This is a genomic window from Bordetella hinzii LMG 13501, from assembly GCF_001548475.1.
GTDB classification, from domain to species: domain Bacteria; phylum Pseudomonadota; class Gammaproteobacteria; order Burkholderiales; family Burkholderiaceae_B; genus Bordetella; species Bordetella hinzii.
Map to the genome: position 1 here is coordinate 1 of NZ_LRUJ01000030.1, position 22,441 is coordinate 22,441.

21 protein-coding genes are annotated in these 22,441 nt (G+C 67.2%); 5 read left to right on the top strand and 16 right to left on the bottom strand.

What is annotated here, in order from left to right; translation table 11 throughout:
- Window positions 1-71 precede the first annotated feature (71 nt).
- The 11 genes from AXA74_RS17505 to AXA74_RS17555 all read right to left on the bottom strand — a co-directional run bounded on the left by AXA74_RS17505 (window position 72) and on the right by AXA74_RS17555 (window position 10,120).
- On the bottom strand, window positions 72-572 hold the full coding sequence (locus tag AXA74_RS17505) for a Dps family protein (RefSeq protein ID WP_029580835.1): 501 nt from the start codon (window positions 570-572) through the stop codon (window positions 72-74).
- A gap of 62 nt (window positions 573-634) precedes the next feature.
- The gene (locus tag AXA74_RS17510; protein WP_032960163.1) at window positions 635-1,051 is read right to left on the bottom strand and encodes a hypothetical protein; all 417 of its coding nucleotides are present in this window, start codon (window positions 1,049-1,051) and stop codon (window positions 635-637) included.
- Entirely contained in the window at window positions 1,048-2,661 is a 1,614-nt protein-coding gene (locus tag AXA74_RS17515; RefSeq protein WP_032979549.1) for a GMC family oxidoreductase, read from the bottom strand. The genes AXA74_RS17510 and AXA74_RS17515 overlap by 4 nt, the downstream gene beginning before the upstream one ends.
- Window positions 2,658-4,148, bottom strand: a complete 1,491-nt coding sequence (locus tag AXA74_RS17520; protein WP_048940088.1) for an aldehyde dehydrogenase family protein — start codon at window positions 4,146-4,148, stop codon at window positions 2,658-2,660. Before AXA74_RS17520 ends, AXA74_RS17515 begins: the two co-directional genes overlap by 4 nt.
- A 10-nt stretch (window positions 4,149-4,158) precedes the next feature.
- Complete coding sequence (locus AXA74_RS17525; RefSeq protein ID WP_029580831.1) at window positions 4,159-5,172, bottom strand: ABC transporter substrate-binding protein; 1,014 nt, start codon at window positions 5,170-5,172, stop codon at window positions 4,159-4,161.
- Between the two features lie 26 nt (window positions 5,173-5,198).
- On the bottom strand, window positions 5,199-5,993 hold the full coding sequence (locus AXA74_RS17530; protein WP_029580830.1) for an ABC transporter permease: 795 nt from the start codon (window positions 5,991-5,993) through the stop codon (window positions 5,199-5,201).
- Window positions 5,994-6,010: 17 nt separating this feature from the next.
- Complete coding sequence (locus AXA74_RS17535; protein ID WP_029580829.1) at window positions 6,011-6,829, bottom strand: ABC transporter ATP-binding protein; 819 nt, start codon at window positions 6,827-6,829, stop codon at window positions 6,011-6,013.
- Window positions 6,830-6,833: 4 nt separating this feature from the next.
- Entirely contained in the window at window positions 6,834-7,436 is a 603-nt protein-coding gene (locus tag AXA74_RS17540) for a glutathione S-transferase family protein (RefSeq protein ID WP_029580828.1), read from the bottom strand.
- 33 nt (window positions 7,437-7,469) lie between these two features.
- A complete protein-coding gene (locus tag AXA74_RS17545) occupies window positions 7,470-7,847 on the bottom strand; it encodes a RidA family protein (protein WP_029580827.1) in 378 nt (125 codons plus the stop codon).
- 2 nt (window positions 7,848-7,849) lie between these two features.
- Window positions 7,850-8,986, bottom strand: a complete 1,137-nt coding sequence (locus tag AXA74_RS17550) for an LVIVD repeat-containing protein (protein WP_029580826.1) — start codon at window positions 8,984-8,986, stop codon at window positions 7,850-7,852.
- Between the two features lie 12 nt (window positions 8,987-8,998).
- Complete coding sequence (locus AXA74_RS17555) at window positions 8,999-10,120, bottom strand: cupin domain-containing protein (RefSeq protein WP_032962815.1); 1,122 nt, start codon at window positions 10,118-10,120, stop codon at window positions 8,999-9,001.
- Between the two features lie 264 nt (window positions 10,121-10,384).
- Here AXA74_RS17555 and AXA74_RS17560 point away from each other — a divergent pair, with 264 nt between their 5' ends.
- Window positions 10,385-11,056: a FadR/GntR family transcriptional regulator gene (locus tag AXA74_RS17560; RefSeq protein WP_029580824.1), complete on the top strand. Its 672-nt coding sequence runs from the start codon at window positions 10,385-10,387 to the stop codon at window positions 11,054-11,056.
- Window positions 11,057-11,058: 2 nt separating this feature from the next.
- Here AXA74_RS17560 and AXA74_RS17565 read toward each other — a convergent pair whose 3' ends face one another.
- Window positions 11,059-12,573 carry a CoA-acylating methylmalonate-semialdehyde dehydrogenase gene (locus AXA74_RS17565; RefSeq protein ID WP_032979548.1) on the bottom strand — a complete coding sequence of 505 codons (1,515 nt, stop codon included), beginning with the start codon at window positions 12,571-12,573 and terminating at the stop codon, window positions 11,059-11,061.
- A gap of 136 nt (window positions 12,574-12,709) precedes the next feature.
- Here AXA74_RS17565 and AXA74_RS17570 point away from each other — a divergent pair, with 136 nt between their 5' ends.
- Window positions 12,710-13,591 (top strand): LysR family transcriptional regulator, encoded by an 882-nt coding sequence (locus AXA74_RS17570; protein WP_032979559.1) that lies wholly within the window; start codon window positions 12,710-12,712, stop codon window positions 13,589-13,591.
- Here AXA74_RS17570 and AXA74_RS17575 read toward each other — a convergent pair whose 3' ends face one another.
- The 3 genes from AXA74_RS17575 to AXA74_RS17585 are packed head-to-tail and all read right to left on the bottom strand — an operon-like array spanning window position 13,592 to window position 17,085.
- Window positions 13,592-14,551 carry a LysR substrate-binding domain-containing protein gene (locus tag AXA74_RS17575; protein ID WP_029580821.1) on the bottom strand — a complete coding sequence of 320 codons (960 nt, stop codon included), beginning with the start codon at window positions 14,549-14,551 and terminating at the stop codon, window positions 13,592-13,594.
- Between the two features lie 55 nt (window positions 14,552-14,606).
- Window positions 14,607-16,679, bottom strand: a complete 2,073-nt coding sequence (gene recG, locus AXA74_RS17580) for an ATP-dependent DNA helicase RecG (RefSeq protein ID WP_032979547.1) — start codon at window positions 16,677-16,679, stop codon at window positions 14,607-14,609.
- Between the two features lie 19 nt (window positions 16,680-16,698).
- Window positions 16,699-17,085, bottom strand: coding sequence for a Rid family detoxifying hydrolase (locus AXA74_RS17585; protein WP_029580819.1), 387 nt, complete (start codon window positions 17,083-17,085; stop codon window positions 16,699-16,701).
- A gap of 134 nt (window positions 17,086-17,219) precedes the next feature.
- Between AXA74_RS17585 and AXA74_RS17590 the strand changes: the two genes are divergently transcribed.
- Complete coding sequence (locus tag AXA74_RS17590) at window positions 17,220-18,470, top strand: chloride channel protein (RefSeq protein WP_032955226.1); 1,251 nt, start codon at window positions 17,220-17,222, stop codon at window positions 18,468-18,470.
- A 52-nt stretch (window positions 18,471-18,522) separates the two neighbouring features.
- Here AXA74_RS17590 and AXA74_RS17595 read toward each other — a convergent pair whose 3' ends face one another.
- A complete protein-coding gene (locus AXA74_RS17595; RefSeq protein WP_029580817.1) occupies window positions 18,523-19,299 on the bottom strand; it encodes a ferredoxin--NADP reductase in 777 nt (258 codons plus the stop codon).
- 328 nt (window positions 19,300-19,627) lie between these two features.
- Between AXA74_RS17595 and AXA74_RS17600 the strand changes: the two genes are divergently transcribed.
- The gene (locus AXA74_RS17600) at window positions 19,628-20,674 is read left to right on the top strand and encodes a Fe(3+) ABC transporter substrate-binding protein (RefSeq protein WP_029580816.1); all 1,047 of its coding nucleotides are present in this window, start codon (window positions 19,628-19,630) and stop codon (window positions 20,672-20,674) included.
- 105 nt (window positions 20,675-20,779) lie between these two features.
- Window positions 20,780-22,438, top strand: coding sequence for an ABC transporter permease (locus tag AXA74_RS17605; protein WP_029580815.1), 1,659 nt, complete (start codon window positions 20,780-20,782; stop codon window positions 22,436-22,438).
- The last annotated feature ends 3 nt before the right edge of the window (window positions 22,439-22,441 follow it).

Consider the following 22,441-nt stretch of genomic DNA (forward strand, 5'->3'; position numbering starts at 1 on the left):
CGCACGCTGGCGCGTCAAACAAAAGAAATCCCGGCCGCAGGCCGGGATTTCTTGTGCAACGCCATGGACGTTTATTGCAGCAGGCTGCGCAACATCCAGGCGTTCTTCTCATGCACGTCCAGGCGCTGCGTGAGCAGATCGGCCGTGGGCTGGTCATTGGCGGCGTCGGCCTTCTCGAAAGCGGCGCGGGCGGTCTTGGCCACGGCTTCGTTGCCCTTGACCAGCATGCGCACCATCTCAAGGGCTTCAGGCACGTCGCTCGGCTCTTCGATGGAGGTCAGCTTGCCGTATTCGCGATACGTGCCCGGGGCGTAGTGGCCCAGGGCGCGGATACGCTCGGCGATGCTGTCCAGCGCGCCCCACTCTTCCGTGTACTGGGTCATGAACATATTGTGCAGGGTGTTGAACAACGGCCCGGTCACGTTCCAGTGGAAGTTGTGCGTCATCAGGTAGAGCGAGTACGAGTCGGCCAGCAGCTTGGACAGCTCGCCCGCCACGGCCGCGCGGTCCTTGTCGGAGATACCGATGTTGATACGCGGTGCGGCGCTGCTGTTCTTGGTCGGTTTTGCCATGTAGTGCTCCTTGTCCAAAGGCGACGGAAACAGCTTAAGAGAATACCACTACCGCTTCGCCTTCAGCAGCAGTCGCACAGCAGTTCGTCGTTGATGACGTTGCGCGGCCGCGCGCCCAGGCGCCCGAAGCCGAAAGCGGCCATGACGTCGTGGCAAACCTCCATGGCCTGGCTGTCATCCTGCGCATCAGCCACATTGGGCCAGGTCACCAGGATGCGGCGCCGCCGCATCCCCGCCAGAAAGGCCTCCGGCACCTTGTGGCCCACCACGGTCACGGACTGCACGCCCGCCGGCACCCGCTCCGGCGACATGCCGGCCAGCGTGCAGGACCGGACGATCAAGGCCGCCGTGTCGGCGGGCAGGCCGTCTTCCGCCTGCCGGCACTCCAGGGCGAAGAAGTCGTCCAGCCGCTGCCGCGCTTTCGGCGCCAGCGGCAACAGGCTGACGCAGCGATGCCGCTGCAAGGCCAATCGCATCATGCCCCCGCCTCCCGGATCCAATCGGCCGCCCGTTCGGCCAGCATCAGCACCGGGGCGTTGATATTGCCGGAGGTGAGATCCGGCATGACCGAGGCGTCGACGACGCGCAGCCCGCGCAGCCCCAGGCAGCGCATGCGGCCGTCCACCACCGCCAGGGGGTCGCTGTCGGCCCCCATGCGGCAAGTGCCACCCGGGTGATGCACCGTGATGGCGGTACGCCGTATGAAAGCATCCAGCGCCTCGCCATCCTCGACCGCCTGCCCGGGCAGGACCTCGGCGGCGACGTAGCCGCCCAGGGCGGGCTGGCGCAGCAGCTCGCGCGCGATGCGCACCGAATCCCTGACGCGCTCGCGGTCCCGCCCGCTGGCCAGGAAATTCTGCTCGATGCGCGGCGCGGCCAGCGGATCGGCGCCGGCCACCGTGATATGGCCCCGGCTATGCGGATGCAGCAGCACCGTGCGCACCGCGAAGCCGTCGTCAAAAGGCTTGCGCAGCGGCTTGAACCAGGGATGGGCATTGAACGGCGCGGCCGTCAGCAGGAACTGCAGGTCGGGTGTCTCGGCGCCCTCGGGCTGGACGAAGCCCACCACCCCGCCCGGCACGTCGCCGGCGAAACCCTCGCCCCCCAGATAGGCTCGCGCCATGGACAGGCCGATGCGGTCGGCGCGCAGTCCGCGCACAAAGGGCCCGGGTTCGCGCCGCTTGGCGGTGACAATGACGGAAATATGATCCTGCAGGTTCGCGCCCACGCCGGGGCGGTCCTGGCGCACGCGGATGCCGGCTGCCTTGAGCACACCGGCCGGCCCGATGCCGGAATGCATGAGGATGGCCGGCGTATTGATCGCGCCCGCCGACAGGATCACTTCAGCGCCGGCGCGCGCCACGTGTTCGCGCCCATTACGGACATAGCGCAGGCCCACCACCCGGTCGCCCTCGAATTCCAGGCCCAGGACGTGGGCGCCGGTCTGGACCGTCAGGTTGGGGCGCGCCAGCGCGGGCCGCAGATAGGCCGTGGCGGCGCTGCATCGCCGCCCCTGGCGTATCGACATCTGCAGCCGCGAAAAACCGCCCGCGGGTTGGGCGTTGTAATCCTCCAGCCACCTGTGTCCCGCCTGCCGGCTTGCCTGGGCGAAGGCATCGAGCAGCGGGTCCTGGTAACGGCAGCGCTGCACGCGCAAAGGACCGCCGCCGCCGCGGGCCGAGCTGTCGCCCTCCTCCCAGTCCTCGAGCCGCCGGAAATACGGCAATACCTGGTCGAAGGTCCATTCAGGCAGGGCGTAGTCGCGCGCCCAGCGGGCGAAATCGCCGGGGTGGCCGCGCACGAAGGCCATGGCGTTGGTGGAAGAACTGCCTCCGACCACCTTGCCCCGGGCACACTCGATCGCGCGTCCGTCGGCATGCGCCGCCGGCTCGGCATCGTAGCCCCAGTCATGCAGGCGTTTCTGCAGGATCTTGCCCCAGCCCAACGGGATATGGATCAGGGGATCCCGGTCCCAGGGGCCGGCCTCCAGCACCAGTACCCGCGCCTGGCCGTCCGCGCTCAGGCGGTTGGCCAGCACGCAGCCGGCCGAGCCGGCGCCGACGATGATGTAGTCGTAGGCCATCTTCATGAGCGTCCCACCTGGCGCAGGCTGACATGCACGTTTTTTTCGCGTGTGAAGGACAACATCTCGCCAAAGCATTCATCGCGTCCGATGCCAGACTGCTTGACACCGCCATAGGGCGCGCCCAGGAAGTGCTTGCCGACCTCGTTGATCCACACAAAACCGGCGTCTATCTCACGCGCCAGCCGGTGCGCGCGCGCCAGGTCCGTGGTCCAGATGGCCGCCGTGAGGCCCACATCCAGGCGATGGATATCGGCCAGCAAGGCCGCCTCATCGTCCCAGGGCAGGATGGCCAGCACCGGCCCGAACAGCTCCTCGCAGGCCAAGGCCGAGTCGGCCGCCACATCGGCGAAGACCGTGGGTTCGAGGTAGTGGCCGCCGGGCGGCACGCCGGCCCGCGGGATGCCGCCGCCGCACAGCAGGCGCGCGCCCGCATCGCGCGCCCGGTCGATGGCGTTCTTGACGCGGTCGCGGTGTTCGGCGCTGATCATGGCGCCCATGGTGGTGGCCGCCGCCGTCGGATCGCCGGGCACATAGGCCGCGCAGGCCTGCGCCACCCGCTCGCAGACCTCGTCATAGATGTCGCGGTGCACGAAGGCCCGGCTGGTCGAACCGCAGGACTGGCCGCACCAGGTGAAATTCATGCCGTCGACGATGGCGCGCGCCACGAGCGCCGGATCCACATCCGGGCAGGCCACGAAGGGATTCTTGCCTCCCAGCTCAAGCGCCACCGGCTTGAGCCGTCCCGCCGCCGCCTCCATGACCTTGCGGCCGGTGGCGATGCTGCCCACGAGGCCGACCATATCGACATCGGGGCTCGCGGCCAGTGCGGCGCCGGCCTCGCCGCCGCCCGGGATGATGGACAGCACGCCCGGGGGCAAGAGATCGCCGATGAGTTCGGCGCAGCGCAGGGCCGACAGCGGGGCCTGCACGGGCGGCTTGATGATGACGGCATTGCCGGCGGCCAGCGGCGCGGCCAGCTTGCCCATGGCAAAGAGCAGCGGATGATTGAAGGCCACGATACGCGCCACCACGCCCACCGGCTCGCGCTCGGTGTAATTGAGCGCTTCATGGCCCATGGGAATGGTGTCGCCCTTCAACTCGGTGACCAGCCCGGCGAAGAAGTCCATCAAGGCGGCGGCCACCATCACGTCCGAGCCCATTTCGCTGACCGGATTGCCGCAGTCCAGCGCATCCAGCAGCGCCAGCTGGGCGGCATTCTCGCGCAGGCGCTGCCCGATCTTGCGCAGGACCGCGGCGCGGGCCAGCGGCGCGGTGCGGCGCCATGTCCGGGCGCCGGCGCGCGCCGCCCGCGCTGCCCGCGCCACATCCTCGGCCGTGGCGTCGGCCACCCGCGCCAGGACTTCGCCCGTGCCGGGCGCCTCGACCTCCAGCCAGCGGTCGGCCACGGAGCGATGCCACTGGCCGCCGTAGAACAGGCCGGTCTGGCCCGGCAGGATCACCGGCCCCGAAGCCGTATCATGCGTATGCATCCCCTACCCCTTAACGCTTGAGCGGCTGAGCCTGTTCAAGAAACTTCATGTCGAAACCCTTGCTGTCGTCGAACGTGGGCGCCAGCGCTCCCTGCTCCTTGTACAGCGCCGCGGTCGATTTCCACAGGCCGGCGTCGATCCAGCCCAGTCCGTGCGCCTTGGTGTGCTCGCTGAAGAAGGTGAAGTCCAGGTCGGCCTGCAGCTGGGCGACCAACATGGCCTTCTTGTCCTTGTATTCGGGATTGTTCTTGATCAGCACGTCGGCGGCCGCCTCCGGGTTGGCGATGACGTCCGCGAACGCCTTCATATAGGCCGTCACGAAGCGGCGCACCAGGTCGGGCCGCTCGGCGATGGTCTTGTCTGAGGTGAACATGCCCGACCCATAGCTCTGGATGCCCAGGTCCGCGCCGTGCAGCACCGACAGCGAACCCGGGCCGCCCGCTTTGTGCTCCAGCTCGGGCACCTCGGCATCGATGTAGCCAGGCACCGCATTGACACGGTTGAGCAGGAGGAAATTCTCGTAGGGCGGCGAGACCGTGGACTGCTTGATGTCGCTCAGCGACAAGCCGTTCTTGGCCAGCGCGGCCTTCAGGAAGATATAGGTCGAGCCCGCGGGGTGCACCCCGATATTGGCGCCCTTGAGCTGCTGGGCATTTGTCAGGTCGAAATGCTTCTTGACCGAAATGATGGCCAGGGGCGTCTTCTGGTTCACCGCCACCAGCGCCGTGTTGGCCACGCCTTGCGTGCGCCCCACCATCAGCGTGGGCAGGTCCGAAAACCCGAAGTCCGCATTGCCATTGGCGACCAGGCGCAGCGCATCGGTCGACCCCGTGCCCTTGCGTATCGCCTGCACCGTGATGCCCTGCTGGTCGAAATACCCCTTGTCCTTGGCGACGAAGAAAGGCGCGTGGTTGCCGCGCACCACCCAGTCCAGTTGCACCGACACGGTGTCCTTGGCCTGGGCCGCGCCCGCGGCCAGCGCCAGGACGCCAGCCAGAATGCCCGATTTCCAACGTTTCATCATGGTTTTCCCCTTGTTGATATCCAGGATCAGTGCGCCGCCCAGCCGAGAAAGCGCATTTCCAGCAATTCGATGATGTAGTAGAAGACAACCCCCAGCACCGAGACCTGCACCAGCGCGGCAAACACCAGCGCGGTATCCATCTGGCTGGAGGCGAACTGGATCATGTAGCCCAGCCCGGCCGACGCGCCGACAAATTCGCCCACGATCGCGCCGATCACGCTCAGCGTGATGGCGACTTTCATGCCCGCCATGAGCGCCGGCAGCGACGCCGGCAGCTTCACGCGCGCCAGCACCTGGTTGGGCGTGGCGCCGATGGACTGCAGCAGCGACACCAGGTTGGCGTCGGCCGACCGCAGGCCCACCAGCATGTTCAGGGTCACCGGGAAGAACGCCATGATGACGATCAGGGCGACCTTGGGCAGCAGGTCGTAGCCAAACCACAAGATAAGCAGCGGCGCCAACGCGATCTTGGGCACATTCTGGAACAGCACGATGAGCGGATAGCTCGCGCGCCCGAACCAGGCGAAGCGGTCCACCAGCAGCGCCACCACGATGCCTACGATGCAGGAGTACAGGAAGCCGTAGAGGATTTCCGCCCCCGTCACCAACGAGGCGTGCATGAGCTCGCCCTGGCGCTCCAGCAGCACCGCGAGGATGCTAGACGGCGCGGGCACGACAAAAGCCGAGACCTCCAACGCCCTGACACAGCCCTCCCAGATCGCCAGGATGATGAGGACCAGCACGATGCTGGGCGTGGCGGCCCGCAAGGCCTGGGCCAGCCGGCCCGGCGCCGCGGGTGCGGCGGTCAGCTTCTCTTTCATGGTTGTGCTCGTGCTCATCATGCATTGCCCTGTGCGTGTCCGGCTTTCAGCAGCTGACGCAGCTCAAAAGACTTCTGATGAAAGACCGGGCTGGAGAAGGTGCTCTCGTCCTTGGGTCCGGGCAGGCCGATATCCAGCTTTTCGACGATGCGGGCCGGATTGGTCGCCATGACATAGACACTGTCCGAGAGATAGACCGCCTCGTCGATGGAGTGCGTGACAAAGACGATGGTCTTGCCCGTGCGCCGCCAGATATCGAGCAGGAAATCGCTCATGGTTTCGCGCGTAATGGCGTCCAGGGCGCCGAAGGGTTCGTCCATCATCAGCACCTCGGGGTCCAGCGCCAGCGCCCGCGCGATGGACACGCGCTGCCGCATGCCGCCGGAGAGCTGCTTGGGATAGCGGTCGGCGGCATATTCCAGCCCCACGAGCCTGAGCATCTCGCGCCCCCGCTGGCGCAGCTCGTCCTTGGGACGCGATTGCACCAGCTCCATCAGCGAGCACACATTCTCCAGCGCCGTTTTCCAGGGCATGAGGGCCGCTTCCTGGAACACCATGCCCACGCGCCGCTGGCGCACCGCCTCGGCCGGCTTGACGCCGGCCACCGAGACCTCCCCGCCCGTGGGCGGCACCAGGCCGGCAAAGACTTTGAGCAAGGTGCTCTTGCCGCAGCCCGACGGCCCGATGATGGAGGTGAACGAGCCCTTGGCGATCTCGACGTCGATGCCTTGCAGAACGCGCACGCGCCCGGCCCGGGTGTCGAAATCGACAGTCAGCCCCTGGGCCCGTATCTGCGCGCCGGAGGGCGGCGCGCCGGGATTCGCAAGCCTCGCCATGGCCTCAACCCGCGGCCACGGCCGTGGCGAAGGCCGGCTTCTGTTCGATGCGGGCCATCCATTGGCGCAGATGCGGCAACTCCGGCTTTTGATGCGGGAACTTCAGGCAGCGGCGCACCAGCGGGGCCAGGCAGATATCGGCCAGCGAGAACGCCTCGCCGGCCACCCAGGTCTTGCCAGCCAGATGCTCATCGAGCAGGGACAGTTCGGCCGTCAGGAGTTTGGTGGCCGCTTCGGTCTGTCCTTCGGGCGGCAACTTGGCCTCCTTGAAGCCGGCCAGATAGGCGACGTTCAGCGACGCCAGCGTCCAGTCCATCCAGCGTTCGACCTGGCTGCGCGCGGCCGGATCGCGCGGATAGAGCGCCACGGCGTCCTGGACATTGGCGATATAGCGCAGGATGGTGTGCGACTCCCAGACATGAAGGTCGCCGTCGCGCAGGGTGGGCACCTTCTGGGTGGGATTCAAGGCCTTGTACTCGGCCGTCAGCGTGGTGCCCTCGAAAGTCTTTCCGTAATCGTGGCGCTTGTAGGGCACCCCCAGCTCTTCCAGCAGAAACAGCACTTTCTGCACATTGCCCGAGGTGGCGCGTCCCAGAACTTCCAGCATGATCAAACTCCCTTGTAATGTCGTTGTGGCCGCTCACTGCGGCTTATAGGCAATGCACTCGATCTCGACCTTGGTGTCGATGACCGCGCGCGCTTCCACCGTGGTGCGCGCCAGCATGCCGTCCGGAAAGAACTCTTTGAACACCCCGTTGTAGCGGCCGAAATCGCGCGCGTCCTCCAGGTAGGTGGTCACCTTGACCACATCGGCCAGGTCGCAGCCCGCCGCCTGCAGGGCGCGCCGCATGGCCTCGATGGTGGCCCGCGTAAGCTGCTCGATGGTGCCCTCGAGCATGACCCCGTTCTCGTCCTTGGCCACCTGGCCCGAGACAAACACGAAATCGCCGGCGCGCACGGCCGGATGGAAAGGCAGGTTGGGATTCTTTTTGCCGAAGGCTTGCTGTAGATAGGGCATATTCAGTTTCCGTAGACAGTGCTTTCGATGATGTCCAGGCCGCGCTGGCGGTCCAGCAGATAGAGCAGACCGCGCGCGTCGGTGGTGACATCGTTGGAAGAGACCCGTTCGAAGCCAGCCGGCACGTCGGGCTCGTAGAAGCCCACCTCCCGCGGCCGGAAGGGATCGCTGATATCCACCAGGCGCAGCCCGCGCGCGAACCAGGCAAAGGGCAGCACCGTGCCGCTGAAGCGCTCGGCGGGCTGATGGCAGCCGGACATGGCCTCGCGCGGCTGGCCGTCCGGATCCACCCCATCGACCTGGAAGGTGGAGATAGGCAGCGGCTGGCGCTCGTCGCTGATGTCGAACAACCAGGTGAACGCCGGCGGCGAGGGCCGCAGCTTGGCGACGTCCTCATCGGCGACCACCAACACCTGCCGGCCCTTGAGCAGGCCGGGGATGGGCAAGGCGGTATGCGTGGGATGCGGATGGGCCGGACCCGTGTTGAACTGCGACACCAGCCTGGGCCGCGACATGTCCTCGATATCGAGGATGAACATGCCGTGGTGCCAGTAGGACACGTACAGACGATTGCCCATGCGCAGCGGGTGATGGCAGCGCGGCGGCACATAGTTGTCCCAGGGATAGGCCTCGCCGCCTTCCACATGCTGGCCGGGGATCCACCAGCGGCCCACCTCTTCGGGCCGGGCCGGGTCCTTCAGGTCCAGGATCTTGACGATGTTGCCGACATAACCGGGCGCGGTCGGCGAGATATAGGCGTAGCGCCCGTCAAAATCATAGCGGTGCACGCCGCCGCCCTGTGTGCCCGTCTTCCAGTGGGTGATCAGGCGCGGCCGCTCGGGACGGCTGACATCGTAGATACCCAGGCCGCCGCCGAAATCGTCGGCGCCGCTGCGGAATTTCTCGTAGTTGACGATCATCAGACCGTCCTGCGCCCTGACCTTGTGCGAATGCCAGCCTATCGGCACCTCCAGCGAAGCCAGCAGCCGCGGCTTGCGCGGATCAGCGACGTCGTAGATGGAGGTGCCATACGGCGGGCGCATATGGGAGACATACATCGTCGTCCCCTCGACCCAGACCTGCCCGCCCCCCTCGCAATCGACGTGAGCCAGCAGCGAGGTGTTCCATTGTTTAGCCAAGACCCGACTCCTTCAGACCAGCTCGATCAGGTCGCCCTGGGCCGTGCGCGACCACTGATGAAACAAGCCCATGGCGCGCAAGGCCGGCTCATCGCTGGCAATGAAGAGAATCAGCGGCTCGGTGCTGTCGTTGCGGTATTGCACCCAGTTCTCGCTGGGCACGGCCACCGTGTCGAAAGGCTCGAGCGCGAACGTCTGCTCGCCCACGGCCATGCTGCCCTGGCCCGAGAACGGCGAGACCAGCAGGTTGGCGGTCTGCTTGAGCGGCAGCGTGGTTTCGCCCGGGCGGACCATCTGCATGAAGAAGGTCATCGTGCGATAGACCGGCCCGCCGCGCAGCGGATGGGTGTATTCGATCAGCACGCCCTCATGCGGCGACTCATCCCAGTCACGGAAGCGGTACAGCAGCTCGCGCATGGCCTCGTAGCGATAGACAAACATCGGCGAGGAGTCGCCCCCGCCGCGGCGATGGTCCAGAAAACGCGGCGTCAGCCCGCCGATGCCGTAGACCATGCGCGAGTACTCGGTCTGGAAGCGCGCGCTCTGCTTGCGCACCACCTCGCCGTTCTCCTGGTAATCGTGCTGGAAGGACAGCGCGTTCAGGTTCTCGACCAGCGGATAGTCCAGCACGGACAGATTGATCGCCGGTTCATCGCCCAGGTTGCCGTGGTTGTGCCAAGTGTCGCGCGGCGTGAGCACCATGTCGCCCGGCAGGAACGTGATGTCCTCTCCCTCCACCCCGGTGAAGTTCTGCTTGCCCGTCAGCCCGAAACGCACGGCGCTGGCCGTATGGGCATGGGGAGGCATGATTTCGTTCGGGTCGTTCTGGCGATAGGCGGTGTACAGCGTGGAGACCGTCGCGCGCCTCGGGGCCAGGCCCGGGTTGATCAGGATGAGGGAGCGCCGGTCGGTGTTCTCGGTGGAGATGAGTCGCGCCGACTGCGCCAGCAGCGGTTGGATATCGCTGCGGAAGGACCAGCGATGCGCGATGGGCTTGGGCCCGTTCATCAGCTGCTTGATGTCGTCGTGCTCGTCTTCCTCGCGCGCCCAGAACGGGAACATGTATTTGCGCTCGATCTCGCCATACATGGACAGCAGTTCCGCGGCGCGATCGGTGGCCGTGTTTGCTTGCATAAGGTTCCCCTTGTTTGGTTATCACCATTCAACGGGAGAAAATCTAATAACAACCACTGGTTGTGTAAACACGATTTTGGTTTATTTATGGAAAACCCCTAACCAACCACCATGGCTGTCGAAAACATGGTTTTTTATCCTTATTAATCAATGGATTAGATAAATACAACCAAATACACCCAATAAACAACCATGAGGGTTTCCGATATTGCCGCGGCCTTGGCCAATCCATAAGATGTACGCAAAAAAGGAGGCGGGAAAACCATGCCACGCACCAGGCAACCCGAGGTATCGAACGATGTGGCCCGGCTGGTCACGCAGATTCGCGCCATCATCGGCAAGGGCGAAGAACTCCCACCCGAACGGGTGCTCGCCGGTCTTTTGAATGTCAATCGCCACCGCCTGCGCCTGGCGCTCGAAACCATGCGCCAGGCCGCCGAATTGCCGCGTCCGGTCATCCGGCGCAACGACAGTCCGGTGCTCAAGAGCGATGTGGTGGTGCAGGACACCAACGCGCTGGAAGTCATTGAACTGCGCATGGTGCTGGAGCCGGCCATCGCGCGGCTGGCCGCCGTGCGGGCCTCGCCGGTGCAGATCGCCAAGATCCTGGAGGCCGCCACCACCCCGCGGGGCGTGACGCGCACTATCGGCGACATCGCCTTTCACAAGTTGCTGGCCGACAGCTCGGGCAACCAACTGGCGGCCAGCCTCTACGCCTTTCTGAGGCGAGTCGGATCCGACCACAGGCTCCATGTGCCGGCGGTCAGCGCGGTCACGCGCGAGCGCATCGAGCGGCGCGACCAGGAGCATCGCGCCATCGCCGAAGCCATCGCGGCCCGCTCGCCGGATGCGGCCGAGCAGGCCATGCGCCAGCATCTGCGCCGCGTGCAGCACGAGATCGCCGATCGCCTGAACCCGCTGGCCACGACTGCCTGAACTCAGCCCGAACGCGGCATGGCAAAGGACATCCCGGCGGGTTGGGCCGCCCACCGCTGCATCACGCTCTTCTGGCGCGTGTAGAAGCGCACGCCCTCCTCGCCATAGACATGCAAGTCGCCGAACAGCGATTGCTTCCAGCCGCCGAACCCTTGCCACGCCGCCGGCACCGGGATGGGCACGTTCACGCCCACCATGCCGACCTCGATGCCCTGCACGAAGGCGCGAGCGGCCGTGCCGCTGTCGGTATAGAGGCTCACGCCATTGGCGAAGTCATGGCGATTGATCAGCGCGATGGCCTCTTCGAGCGTGTCCACGTGCACGCAGGCCAGCACGGGCCCGAAGATCTCCTCGCGGTAGATGCGCATGGACGGCTGCACCCGGTCGAATACCGTGGGGCCCAGCCAATAGCCTTGTTCGCACCCCGCGCCGCAGGAAGCCGGATCGATATCCCGGCCGTCGAGCAGGAGGCTGGCGCCCTCCTCCACCCCCGAGGCGATGTAGGAGGCGATCCGCTGGCGCGCCGCCGCGCTCACGATGGCGCCCATTTCGGCTTCTTCCTGCATGCCGCGGCGCACCTTGAGTTCACGCGACTTGCTGAGGATATGCGGCAGCACCGCCTCGCCGGCGCCGCCCACGAACACCGCAACCGAAATCGCCATGCAACGCTCGCCCGCGCTGCCGAAGGCCGCGCCCACCAGCGCATCGGCGGCCGCCTGCGGGTCGGCATCCGGCATCACGACCAGATGATTCTTCGCCCCGCCCAGCGCCTGCACGCGCTTGCCTTCGCGCGCGCTGCGCTCATAGATCTGGCGCGCCACCGCGGTCGATCCGACAAAGGAAATCGCCTTCACGTCGGGATGGTCGATCAAGGCATTGACGGCCTCGACGCCGCCTTGCACCACGCTGGCCACGCCCGCGGGCAGGCCGGCCTGCGCCAGCATCTGCGCCAGGGCCAGGGAGGGAGAAGCGTCCAGCGGACTGGGCTTGAGCACAAAGGCATTGCCCGTGGCCAGCGCCACCGGCATCATCCACAGCGGCACCATCACCGGGAAATTGAAAGGCGTGATGCCCGCCACCACGCCCAGCGGCTCGCGCTGCACCCAGTTGTCGATATTGCCGCCCACATTGATGGACATCGCGCTCTTGCTCAGCTGGGGCGCGCCGCAGGCGAATTCGACCACCTCGATGCCGCGCATGACCTCGCCGCGCGCATCCGAGATCACCTTGCCATGCTCACGCGAAATCATGCGCGCCAGCGCTTCCTTGTTGTCGTCCAGGATGGCCAGGAAACGGTTGAGCACGCGCGCGCGGTGCAAGGCGCTCTTGGCCGCCCAGGCCGGCTGGGCGGTCCGCGCCGCCGCGACCGCGCGGGCCACGGCCTGGCTGCCGCCCAGGGCCACCTCGGCCACCACCTCGCCCGTGGCCGGGTCGTGTATGGCCTGAGAACCATGCTCGGCGCCGTCCTCGGCCTGGCCGCCTATCCAGTGGGTCAAGCGCCCGATCTGAGTTTCCATGCTGTGCTCCGGTTGAAAAGAAACCCCAGTCTAGACAAGGCACGGCCAGGCGGTAATCCCTTATAGTTGGATAGACTGTTTATATGGATCAACAATAATGAGCGCTCCCGCCCTTGACCGGCTGGCCGACCTGAAAATGCTGGCCGTGCTGGCCGACACCCGCAGCTTTACCGCCGCCGCCCAGCGCCTGGGCGTGTCCAAATCGCTGATCAGCCTGCGCATGAAGGCCCTGGAGCAGGAACTGGGCGTGAGCCTGCTGTTGCGCACCACGCGCTCGGTACGCCCGACCGAAGCCGGCGCCCTGTTGATCGAACGCGCGCGCCCGGCGCTGGACACGCTGGAAGACAGCCTGGGCGAAGTGCGCAACCTCACGCGCGCCCCGCGCGGCCGGCTGCGCCTGACCGCGCCGGTGGCCCTGGGCCGCCAGCACCTGGGGCCCGTCCTGCGCCAGCTCGGCCAGCAGTATCCGGACATTGCGCTGGAGGTCTATCTATCCGACCGCTTCGTCAATCTGCGCCAGGAGGGATTCGATTTCGCCTTGCGGCATGCCGATCAGGTCTCCGACGCCTACGTGAGCAAACGCCTGTGCGCCACGGGCGCTCACCTGGTGGCCAGTCCCGGCTATCTGGCCCGCCACGGCCTGCCCGCCCATCCTTCCGAGCTGGCCCGCCACCGCTGCCTGCTCTACCGGGGCGATGAACGCAGCCCGCAATGGTCTTTCGCGCCGCGCCAGGGCCACGGCCCCGCCGTGCATGTCAAGCCCAGCGATTGCCTGAGCGTGAACAACAGCGAACTGCTGCGCGAGTGCGCGGCCCACGGCCTGGGCATCGCCATGGTGCCGGACTTCAGCCTGGGCACCGGCGGCGAGCTGCAGGCCGTCTTGCCGGACTGGGAGTGCTATGCGGGCTTCGGGCGCGCCCTCTACCTGCTCAAGCCGTTCTCGGCCACGCCCACCGCCGCGCACCGCGTGGTGGAGAAAGCCCTGGCGGGCCATTTCCGGCCGGGCTTCAGCCTGTGATCAAGCCGCCTCGTCCTGCGCGCTGGCCGTCTCTTCGTTGAGCATGGTCACACCCGGCAGGCCGCAGGCATACACGGCCTGGGCCAGCGCCTCGACGGCGGCCAGGCGCGGAAAACTGCGCCGCCAGGCCAGCACCACGCGCCGCGTGGGCGCCTCGCCCGCAAATGGCACATAGGTCAGCAGGCTCTTGCTGGCCGGCTGCTCCGGCACCGCCGTCACCGGCAACACCGTCACGCCGATGCCGGCGGCCACCATATGCCGTATGGTCTCCAACGACGAGCCTTCGAAGGTGCGCTGGATGCCGTCGCTGGTGGCCGAGAAACGCGAGAGCTCCGGACAGACCTCCAGCACCTGGTCGCGGAAGCAATGGCCGCTGCCCAATAGCAGCATGGTCTGCTGCTTGAGATCCTGCGCGTCGATGGACTCGCGCTTGGCCCATTCATGGTCATGCGGCACGGCCACCAGGAAAGGCTCGTCGTACAGCGGCTGGGTCACCAGGCCGGCCTCGGGCAATGGCAAGGCCATGATGGCGCAATCGATCTCGCCCTGGCGCAGCAGCTCCACCAGGCGCACGGTGAAGTTCTCCTGCAGCAGCAAGGGCATTTGCGGCGTGCGAGCGATCTGCACCGGCACCAGGCGCGGCAGCAGGTAGGGGCCTATCGTGTGGATCACCCCCACGCGCAGCGGCCCGGCCAGCGGGTCATGGCCCTGCCGGGCGATCTCCTTGATGCTGGCGCTCTCTTCGAGCACCTTCTGCGCCTGCGCCACGATGCGTTGCCCGATCGGCGTCACGCCCACCTCGGAGCCGCCGCGCTCGAAGAGCGTGACGCCCAATTCGTCCTCCAGCTTGCGGATCGCCACCGACAGCGTGGGCTGGCTGACGAAACAGGCCTCGGCGGCGCGGCCGAAATGGCGTTCGCGCGCCACCGCCACGATGTATTTCAGTTCGGTCAGGGTCATCGTGCCCGCTCCTGGAAAAGGGACCGCTCGCCGCGGCCCGCGCAAAGATGCGAAATCATGTTCGTAGAAAGTCCTCGCGGCCCCGCATCCAACGCGCCAAATGCGCCTGGACGGCCTGGGGATCATGCTGGCGCAGCCACACCGCCGTGTCGCGCGCGGCCTCGGCCAGGGCAATATCGCGGTCGATATCGGCAAAACGCAGCAGCGCCAGGCCGGATTGCCGCGTGCCCAGGAACTCGCCGGGGCCGCGCTGCTCCAGGTCGCGCCGCGCGATCTCGAAACCATCGCCGGTCTCGAACATGGCCCGCAGGCGCTCGCGCGCCACCTGCGACAGCGGCGTCTGGTACAGCAGCACGCAGACCGACTCGGCCTCGCCCCGCCCCACCCGCCCGCGCAGCTGGTGCAGTTGCGCCAGCCCGAAGCGCTCGGCATGCTCGATCACCATGAGCGAGGCATTGGGCACGTCCACGCCCACCTCGATGACGGTCGTGGCCACCAGCAGATCCACCTCGCCGGCACGGAAAGCCTCCATCACGGCCGCCTTCTCGGCCTGCGGCAGCCGGCCATGCACCAGGCCCACCCGCAGGTCGGGCAGTTCGGCGCACATGGCCTCATAGGTGTCGACGGCAGTCTGCAATTGCAGCGCCTCGCTTTCCTCGACCAGCGGACAGACCCAATAGGCCTGGCGTCCGGCGCGCGCGGCCTGGGCGATATGCGCGATCAGCTCGTCGCGCCGGGCCTCGGACAGCAGCTTGGTCAGCACGGGCGTGCGCCCGGGCGGCAGTTCGTCGATGACCGACACATCCAGGTCGGCGAAGAAAGTCATGGCCAGCGTGCGGGGAATCGGCGTGGCGCTCATGCTCAACTGGTGCGGCACCACCAGGCCTTCGGCCTCCTCGCCCTTGCGGTTCAGGGCCAGGCGCTGCCCGACGCCGAAGCGGTGCTGCTCATCGACGATGGACAGGCCCAGCCTGGGGAAATTCACCCCATCCTGGATCAGCGCCTGCGTGCCCACCACGAGCTGGACCTCGCCCGCCTCGACCGCTTCGGCCGCCTTGCGGCGCGTCTTGGGCGTGAGGCTGCCGCTCATCCACGCGACCGACACGCCCAGCGGCTCCAGCCAGCCGACCAGCTTGCGGAAATGCTGCTCGGCCAGGATTTCGGTTGGCGCCATCAAGGCCACCTGGAAGCCCCGGGCGATCGCCTGCGCGGCCGCCAGCGCCGCCACCACGGTCTTGCCGCTGCCCACGTCGCCCTGCAACAGGCGATGCATGGGATAGGGGCGCGCCAGGTCGGCGGCGATTTCGGCCACCACGCGCTGCTGGGCTCCGGTCAAGGTGAACGGCAGGGCCGCGTACAGGCGGGCCACCAGGTCGCCGGGGTCGTCGTCGGCCGGCATTGAGGGCGCGCGCTTGTCGCGCCTTGCCGCGCGCGCGGCCGCCAGCGACAGTTGCTGGGCCAGCAGTTCATCGAATTTGATACGTTGCCAGGCGGGGTGGGCGCGCTCGATCAGGTCGGCATCCGCCACCCCTGGCGGCGGCGCATGCAGCAGGCGCACCGCTTCGCCGAACGGCATCAGCGCATAGCGCTGGCGCACCGATTCCGGCAGCGTGTCGTGCAAATCGACCCGCTCCAGCGCCTGCGCCACGGCGCGGCGCAGCACCGGCTGGGGCAACCCGTCGGTGCTGGGATAGACCGGCGTCAGCGATGTGGGCAGTTCGGTGTCGGCATGGCTCATGCGCGGATGCACCATCTCGCGGCCGAACAGGCCGCCGCGCACCTCGCCGCGCGCGCGCAGCCGGCGGCCGGCCGTCAGCTGCTTTTGCTGGCTGGGATAGAAATTCAGCCAGCGCAGCTGCAGCTCGCCGCTGTCATCGGCGATGACGGCCGTCAACTGGCGGCGCGGCCGATATAGCACTTCCGAGCGCAGGATCTCGCCCTCGACCTGGGCCGAATCGCCTGGCCGCGCCGAGGCAATCGGCGTGATCCGCGTCTCGTCCTCATAGCGCAGCGGCAAATGCAGCACGAAATCCTCGGGCTCGATCAGGCCGAGGTTGTGCAGGCGGCGCTCGGTGTCCGAGCGCGCGCCGGATGCGCGGCTGGCGGCAGCCTTGGCTTGGGCGGGCATGATGGCCGCGCGGCGCTGCTCAGAGGACCAGGATGGCCTCGACCTCGAATTGCGCCCCCTTGGGCAGGCTGGCCACGCCGACGGTGGAACGCGCCGGGAAAGGCTGCGGGATCAATTCGGCCATGATGGCATTGGCCGCGGTGAACTTGCTCAGGTCGGTCAGGAACAGCGTGAGCTTGACGATATCGTTCAGCGTGCCGCCGGCTTCCTGGATGACGGCCTGCATATTGGCGAAGGCCTGGCGCACCTGGGCGTCGAAATTCTCCGACACCAGATCGCCGGTGCCCGGCTCCAGGCCGATCTGGCCGGAGAGATACACCGTTTTCGAACCCGTTGCGGCCACGGCCTGCGAGTAGGGGCCGACGGCGGCAGGGGCCGCATCAGTATGGATGATCTGCTTGCTCATGAGCGACTCCTTGGTATCGATAAATATGACTATCGAAGTTTAAACAGCAATAGACTCTTGTGAAAGTGGCGGGCTGCCAGCCGGATGCAAGCCGGCCCCCCTACAATCATCAGACCCTGGTTTTACATCTTGCCATGTCCTTGCCTGCCCTCCGTTCCCGCGGCACCTTTACCCTGGCCGTACTGCTCGTAGGCCTGGCTGCCGGCGTCGCGGGCCTGTTGCTGGCCCTGCTGCTGCACGCCGTCCAGCACCTGGCCTTCGGCTACAGTCTGGATGCTCTGTTTTTCAGCCATCAGACTTTCCTTGAAGGCGTGCGCGCCGCCACGCCCCAGCGCCGCGTGCTTGCCCTGGTGGGCTGCGGCTTGGTCGCCGGCCTGGGCTGGTGGGCGCTGTACCGCTGGGGCCGCCCCCTGGTGAGCGTCAAGGCCACGCTTTCGCCGGCCGCGCCGCCCATGCCGCCCGGCCCGACGCTGATCCATGCCCTGCTGCAGATCGTCACCGTCGGCCTGGGTTCGCCGCTGGGGCGCGAAGCCGCCCCGCGTGAAGTCTCGGCCATGCTGGCAAGCGGTCTGGCGCGCTACGCGGGCTTGAATGCCGAACAGCGCCGCGTGCTGGTGGCCTGCGCGGCGGGCGCCGGCTTGGCCGCCGTCTATAACGTGCCGCTTGCCGGGGCCGTGTTCGCCCTCGAAGGGCTGCTGGCCACCTTCAGCTGGCAGGCGGCCCTGATCGCCCTGGCCACCTCGGCCATCGCCGCCGCCGTCGCCTGGCTGGGCCTGGGCATGGGCGTGCAATATGTCATCGGGCCCATGGACATCCACCTGAGCCTATTGAGCTGGGCCATCCTGGCCGGGCCCGTCATCGGCCTGGCCGCCCACGCCTTCTCGCGCCTGACCGAAGCCGCAAGGGCGCGTGCCTCGCGCGGCGGGAAGCTGCCCCTGCATGCCTTGCTCAACTTCACGCTGATCGGCCTGCTGGCCACGTCCTTTCCGGCCCTGCTGGGCAATGGCAAGGGCCCGGCGCAGCTGGGTTTCGACGGCGCTCTGACCCTCGCCGCCGCGGCCGCCCTGCTCTGCCTGAAGGTCCTGGTCACGGCCACCACGCTGCGGGCCGGCGCCTCGGGCGGCCTGCTCACGCCCGGCCTGGCCTGCGGCGCGCTATTGGCCACGCTGCTGGGCGGCTTATGGAATCTGCTCTGGCCGGGCGCGCCGCTGGGCGCCTACGCCATCATCGGCGCGGCGGCCTTCCTGGGCACGTCCATGCACTTGCCGTTCACGGCCATCGTGCTGGTGATGGAATTCACCCAGGTCAATCACAACTTCGTCGTGCCCATCGCGCTGGCCCTGGCCGGCGCCCTGGCCACCGCCCGGCTGCTGGACCACGACTGACAACAAAAAAGCCCGTCGATGACGGGCTTTGGCCTTGGGGCGCAAGGACGGATCACTTCTCGACGAAGGCGCGCTCGTAGACGTAATCGCCCGGTTCGCCCACGCCCGGCGAGACCTGGAAGCCGCGCGCGTCCAGCATGGCGCGGATGTCGGCCAGCATATGGGGGCTGCCGCAAATCATGCCGCGGTCGGTTTCCGGGTTGAGCGGCGGCAGGCCGATGTCTTCGAACAGCTTGCCGTTCTCGACCAGCTCGGTGATGCGGCCCTGGTTGCGGAAAGGCTCGCGTGTCACCGTGGGGTAATAGATAAGCTTGTCGCGCACCACGTCGCCGAAGAATTCATTGCCGGGCAGCTCCTGGTCGATGAAGTCGGCATAGGCCAGCTCGCTGACGTAGCGCACGCCGTGCAGCAGCACCACCTTGTCGAAGCGCTCGTAGACTTCGGGATCCTTGATGATGCTCATGAAGGGCGCCAGGCCCGTGCCGGTGGCGAACAGATAAAGGTGCTTGCCCGGACGCAGGTCGTCGACCACCAGCGTGCCGACCGGCTTGCGGCTCACGAGGATGCTGTCGCCTTCTTTCAGGTGCTGCAGGCGCGAGGTCAGCGGGCCGTCCTGGACCTTGATGCTCAGGAACTCGAGGTTTTCCTCGTAGTTGGCGCTGGCGATGCTGTAGGCGCGCATCAGGGGCTTGCCCTCGACCTCCAGGCCGATCATGACGAAATGGCCGTTATGGAAACGCAGCGCGGAATCGCGGGTGGTCGTGAACGAAAAGAGAGTGTCGTTCCAGTGGTGCACGCTCAGGACGCGCTCAGTATTGAAAGCAGCCATATCGTTCTAGAAGTTGCGGCGCCGGACGGACGCCCCGGATGGGCCTAGAGACTGGACCTAGGGTTACCACCGATTTTACCCCATCCACCTGATAATTGCTCTCATTAATCGTTATACCTATATAGCCGGAACAGGGGTTATTGAGCGTTTTTCTGACTTGGCGCAATACCGCCCCCCGCCCTGCCCCCGTTTATTTGCCCGCCGACGGCGTCCGAGGAAGCTTTCATTCAGTTGAATGATCCCGGGCTTCCTGCTATCTTGCGCACCTTGTTGATAATCATTTTCGTTATGCGGCGCCCCCCCTCGGCGCCCAGCAGGAGACCTGTCCATGCCCTTTAAGCGTCCCGCCCTCAAGACCCTGCTGCGCGCCCTGGCGCTGGCCGGTGCCGCATCCTTCGCCGCCCAGGCCGGCGCGGCCGAAGAGGTCAGCCTCTACACCACCCGCGAGCCCAAGCTCATCCAGCCGCTGCTCGACGCCTTCACCAAGGACACCGGCATCAAGGTCAACACCGTCTTCGTCAAGGACGGCCTGCTCGAGCGCGTCAAGGCCGAAGGCGACAAATCGCCCGCCGACGTGCTCATGACCGTGGACATCGGCAACCTGGTCGACCTGGTCGACGGCGGCGTCACTCAGGCCATCAAGTCCGAGACCCTGGACAGCGTCATCCCGGCCAACCTGCGCGGCGCCGACGGCAAGTGGTATGCGCTGTCGCTGCGCGACCGCGTGCTCTACGCCGAAAAAGACCTCAAGCTCGACAGCTTCCGCTACGAAGACCTGGCCGATCCCAAGTACAAGGGCAAAGTCTGCATCCGCTCGGGCCAGCATCCCTATAACACCGCCCTGGTCGCGGCGATGATCGCCCACGACGGCGCCGAGGCCACCGAAAAATGGCTGCGCGGCGTCAAGGCCAACCTGGCCCGCAAGGCCGCCGGCGGCGACCGCGACGTGGCGCGCGACATCCTGGGCGGCATCTGCGACATCGGCCTGGCCAATGCCTATTATGTCGGCCACATGAAGAACGCCGAGCCGGGCACCGACGCGCGCAAGTGGGGCGACGCCATCAAGGTCATCCGCCCGACTTTCGCCAACAGCAAGAGCAACGGCACCCACGTCAACGTCAGCGGCGCCGCCGTGGCCGCGCACGCGCCCCACAAGGCCAACGCCATCAAGCTGCTGGAGTTCCTGGTCTCCGAACCCGCCCAGACGCTCTATGCCCAGGCCAACTACGAGTACCCCGTCCGCAAGGGCGTCAAGCTTGACGCCGTGGTGGCCAGTTTCGGGCCGCTGACGGTCGACCCGCTGCCCGTGGCCGACATCGCCAAGTACCGCAAGCAGGCCAGCGAGCTGGTCGACAAGGTCGGTTTCGACAACTAAGGTCGTCGGCCGGCGCGCCGTCCCCGGCCCGCCGGCCGTCGCCGCGTTTCCCCCCGTAGTCCCGACAGGGCGGCCCCATGGCCGCTTTGTGCTTTTTCGCAGATGATGCCCAAGCTCACCCTGGCACGCCCCTCCAGCACCGGCCTGCGCGGACGCGGATGGCTGTTGGCCGCCGCCCTGATCGCCCTGGCCGTCCTTGCCCCCCTGGCCAGCCTGGCTTGGTGGGCCCTGGACGCCGACCTGTCCCACTGGAGCCACCTGGCCGCCTACGTGCTGCCCCAGGCCCTGAGCAACACGGCCCTGCTGCTGCTGGGCGTGGGGGTGCTGGTGACCCTGCTGGGCACGGGCGCCGCCTGGCTGGTCGCCGCCTACGACTTTCCCAGCCGCAAGATACTGGTCTGGGCCCTGCTGCTGCCGCTGGCGGTGCCTACTTACATCATCGCCTTCGCCTACCTGGACCTGCTGCATCCCATCGGCCCCATCCAGTCCGCGCTCCGCGCGGTGCTGGGCTATGACAGCCCGCGCCAATTCCGCCTGCCCGACCTGCGCTCGCTGGCAGGCGCGGTCTTCGTGCTGGGCTTCGTCCTCTACCCCTATGTCTATCTGAGCACGCGGGTCATGTTCATGACCCAGGCGGCCAGCCTGATCGAGGCCGCGCGGACCCTGGGCGCCGGGCGGATGGGCGTCTTTTTCCGCGTGGCGCTGCCGCTGGCGCGGCCGGCCATCGCCGTGGGGGTCAGCCTGGCCCTGCTCGAGACGCTCAACGACATCGGCGCCTCCGAATTCCTCGGCGTGCAGACCCTGACGGTCTCGGTCTACACCACCTGGATCACCCGCTCGGACCTGGCGGGCGCCGCGCAGATCGCCCTGACCATGCTGGCCTTCGTGCTCGCCCTGGTGCTGCTGGAGCGGCGCGGCCGCAAGCGCCAGCGCTATGCCAACACCCAGCGCATGCGGCCCATGCAGCCCCAGCGCCTGCGCGGGGCGGCCGCGCTGGCGGCCTTTGTGCTGGGCTGGATTCCCGTGCTGCTGGGCTTCGTGGCGCCGGCGCTCTATCTGGTGGCCGAGACCTATAAGCGGCTGCACCTGGTGGGCGGCGTCTCCGGCCAATTGCTCTCCAGCCTGGGCAACACCCTGGTGGTCGCGGCCAGCGCCACGGTCGTCACCGTGGTCTGCGGCCTGGCCGTCGCCTGGGCCGCCCGCAATCTGGGCGCGGGCGCCGGCCCGGCCCGCGCCTGCGCCCGTGTGGCCAGCCTGGGCTATGCCGTGCCCGGCACGGTGCTGGCTATCGGCCTGCTCGCTCCCTTTGCCTGGATAGACCAGGCCGCCGGCAAATTGCTCGGCCTGCCCGGCATGCTGCTCATGGGCAGCATCGGGGCGCTGGTCTGCGCCTATACCATCCGCTTCCTGGCCATTTCCACGGGCGGCATCGAAGCCGGCCTGGCCCGCATCCCGCCTTCGCTGGAGCATGCCTCGCGCCTGCTGGGCGAAAATGCCAGCGGCACGCTGCGCCGCGTGCACCTGCCGCTGCTGCGCCCGGCGCTGGCCGCCGCCGCCCTGCTGGTCTTTGTCGACACCATGAAAGAACTGCCCGCCACCCTGCTGCTGCGCCCCATGAACTTCGACACCCTGGCCACCTGGCTTTATGCCGAAGCCGCGCGCGGCACCTACGAAGAAGGCGCCGTGGCGGCGCTGGCCATCGTGCTGGCCGGCCTGGCCCCCGTCATCCTGCTTGCCCGCAGCAATCTGAAAATGGGACATTGATAT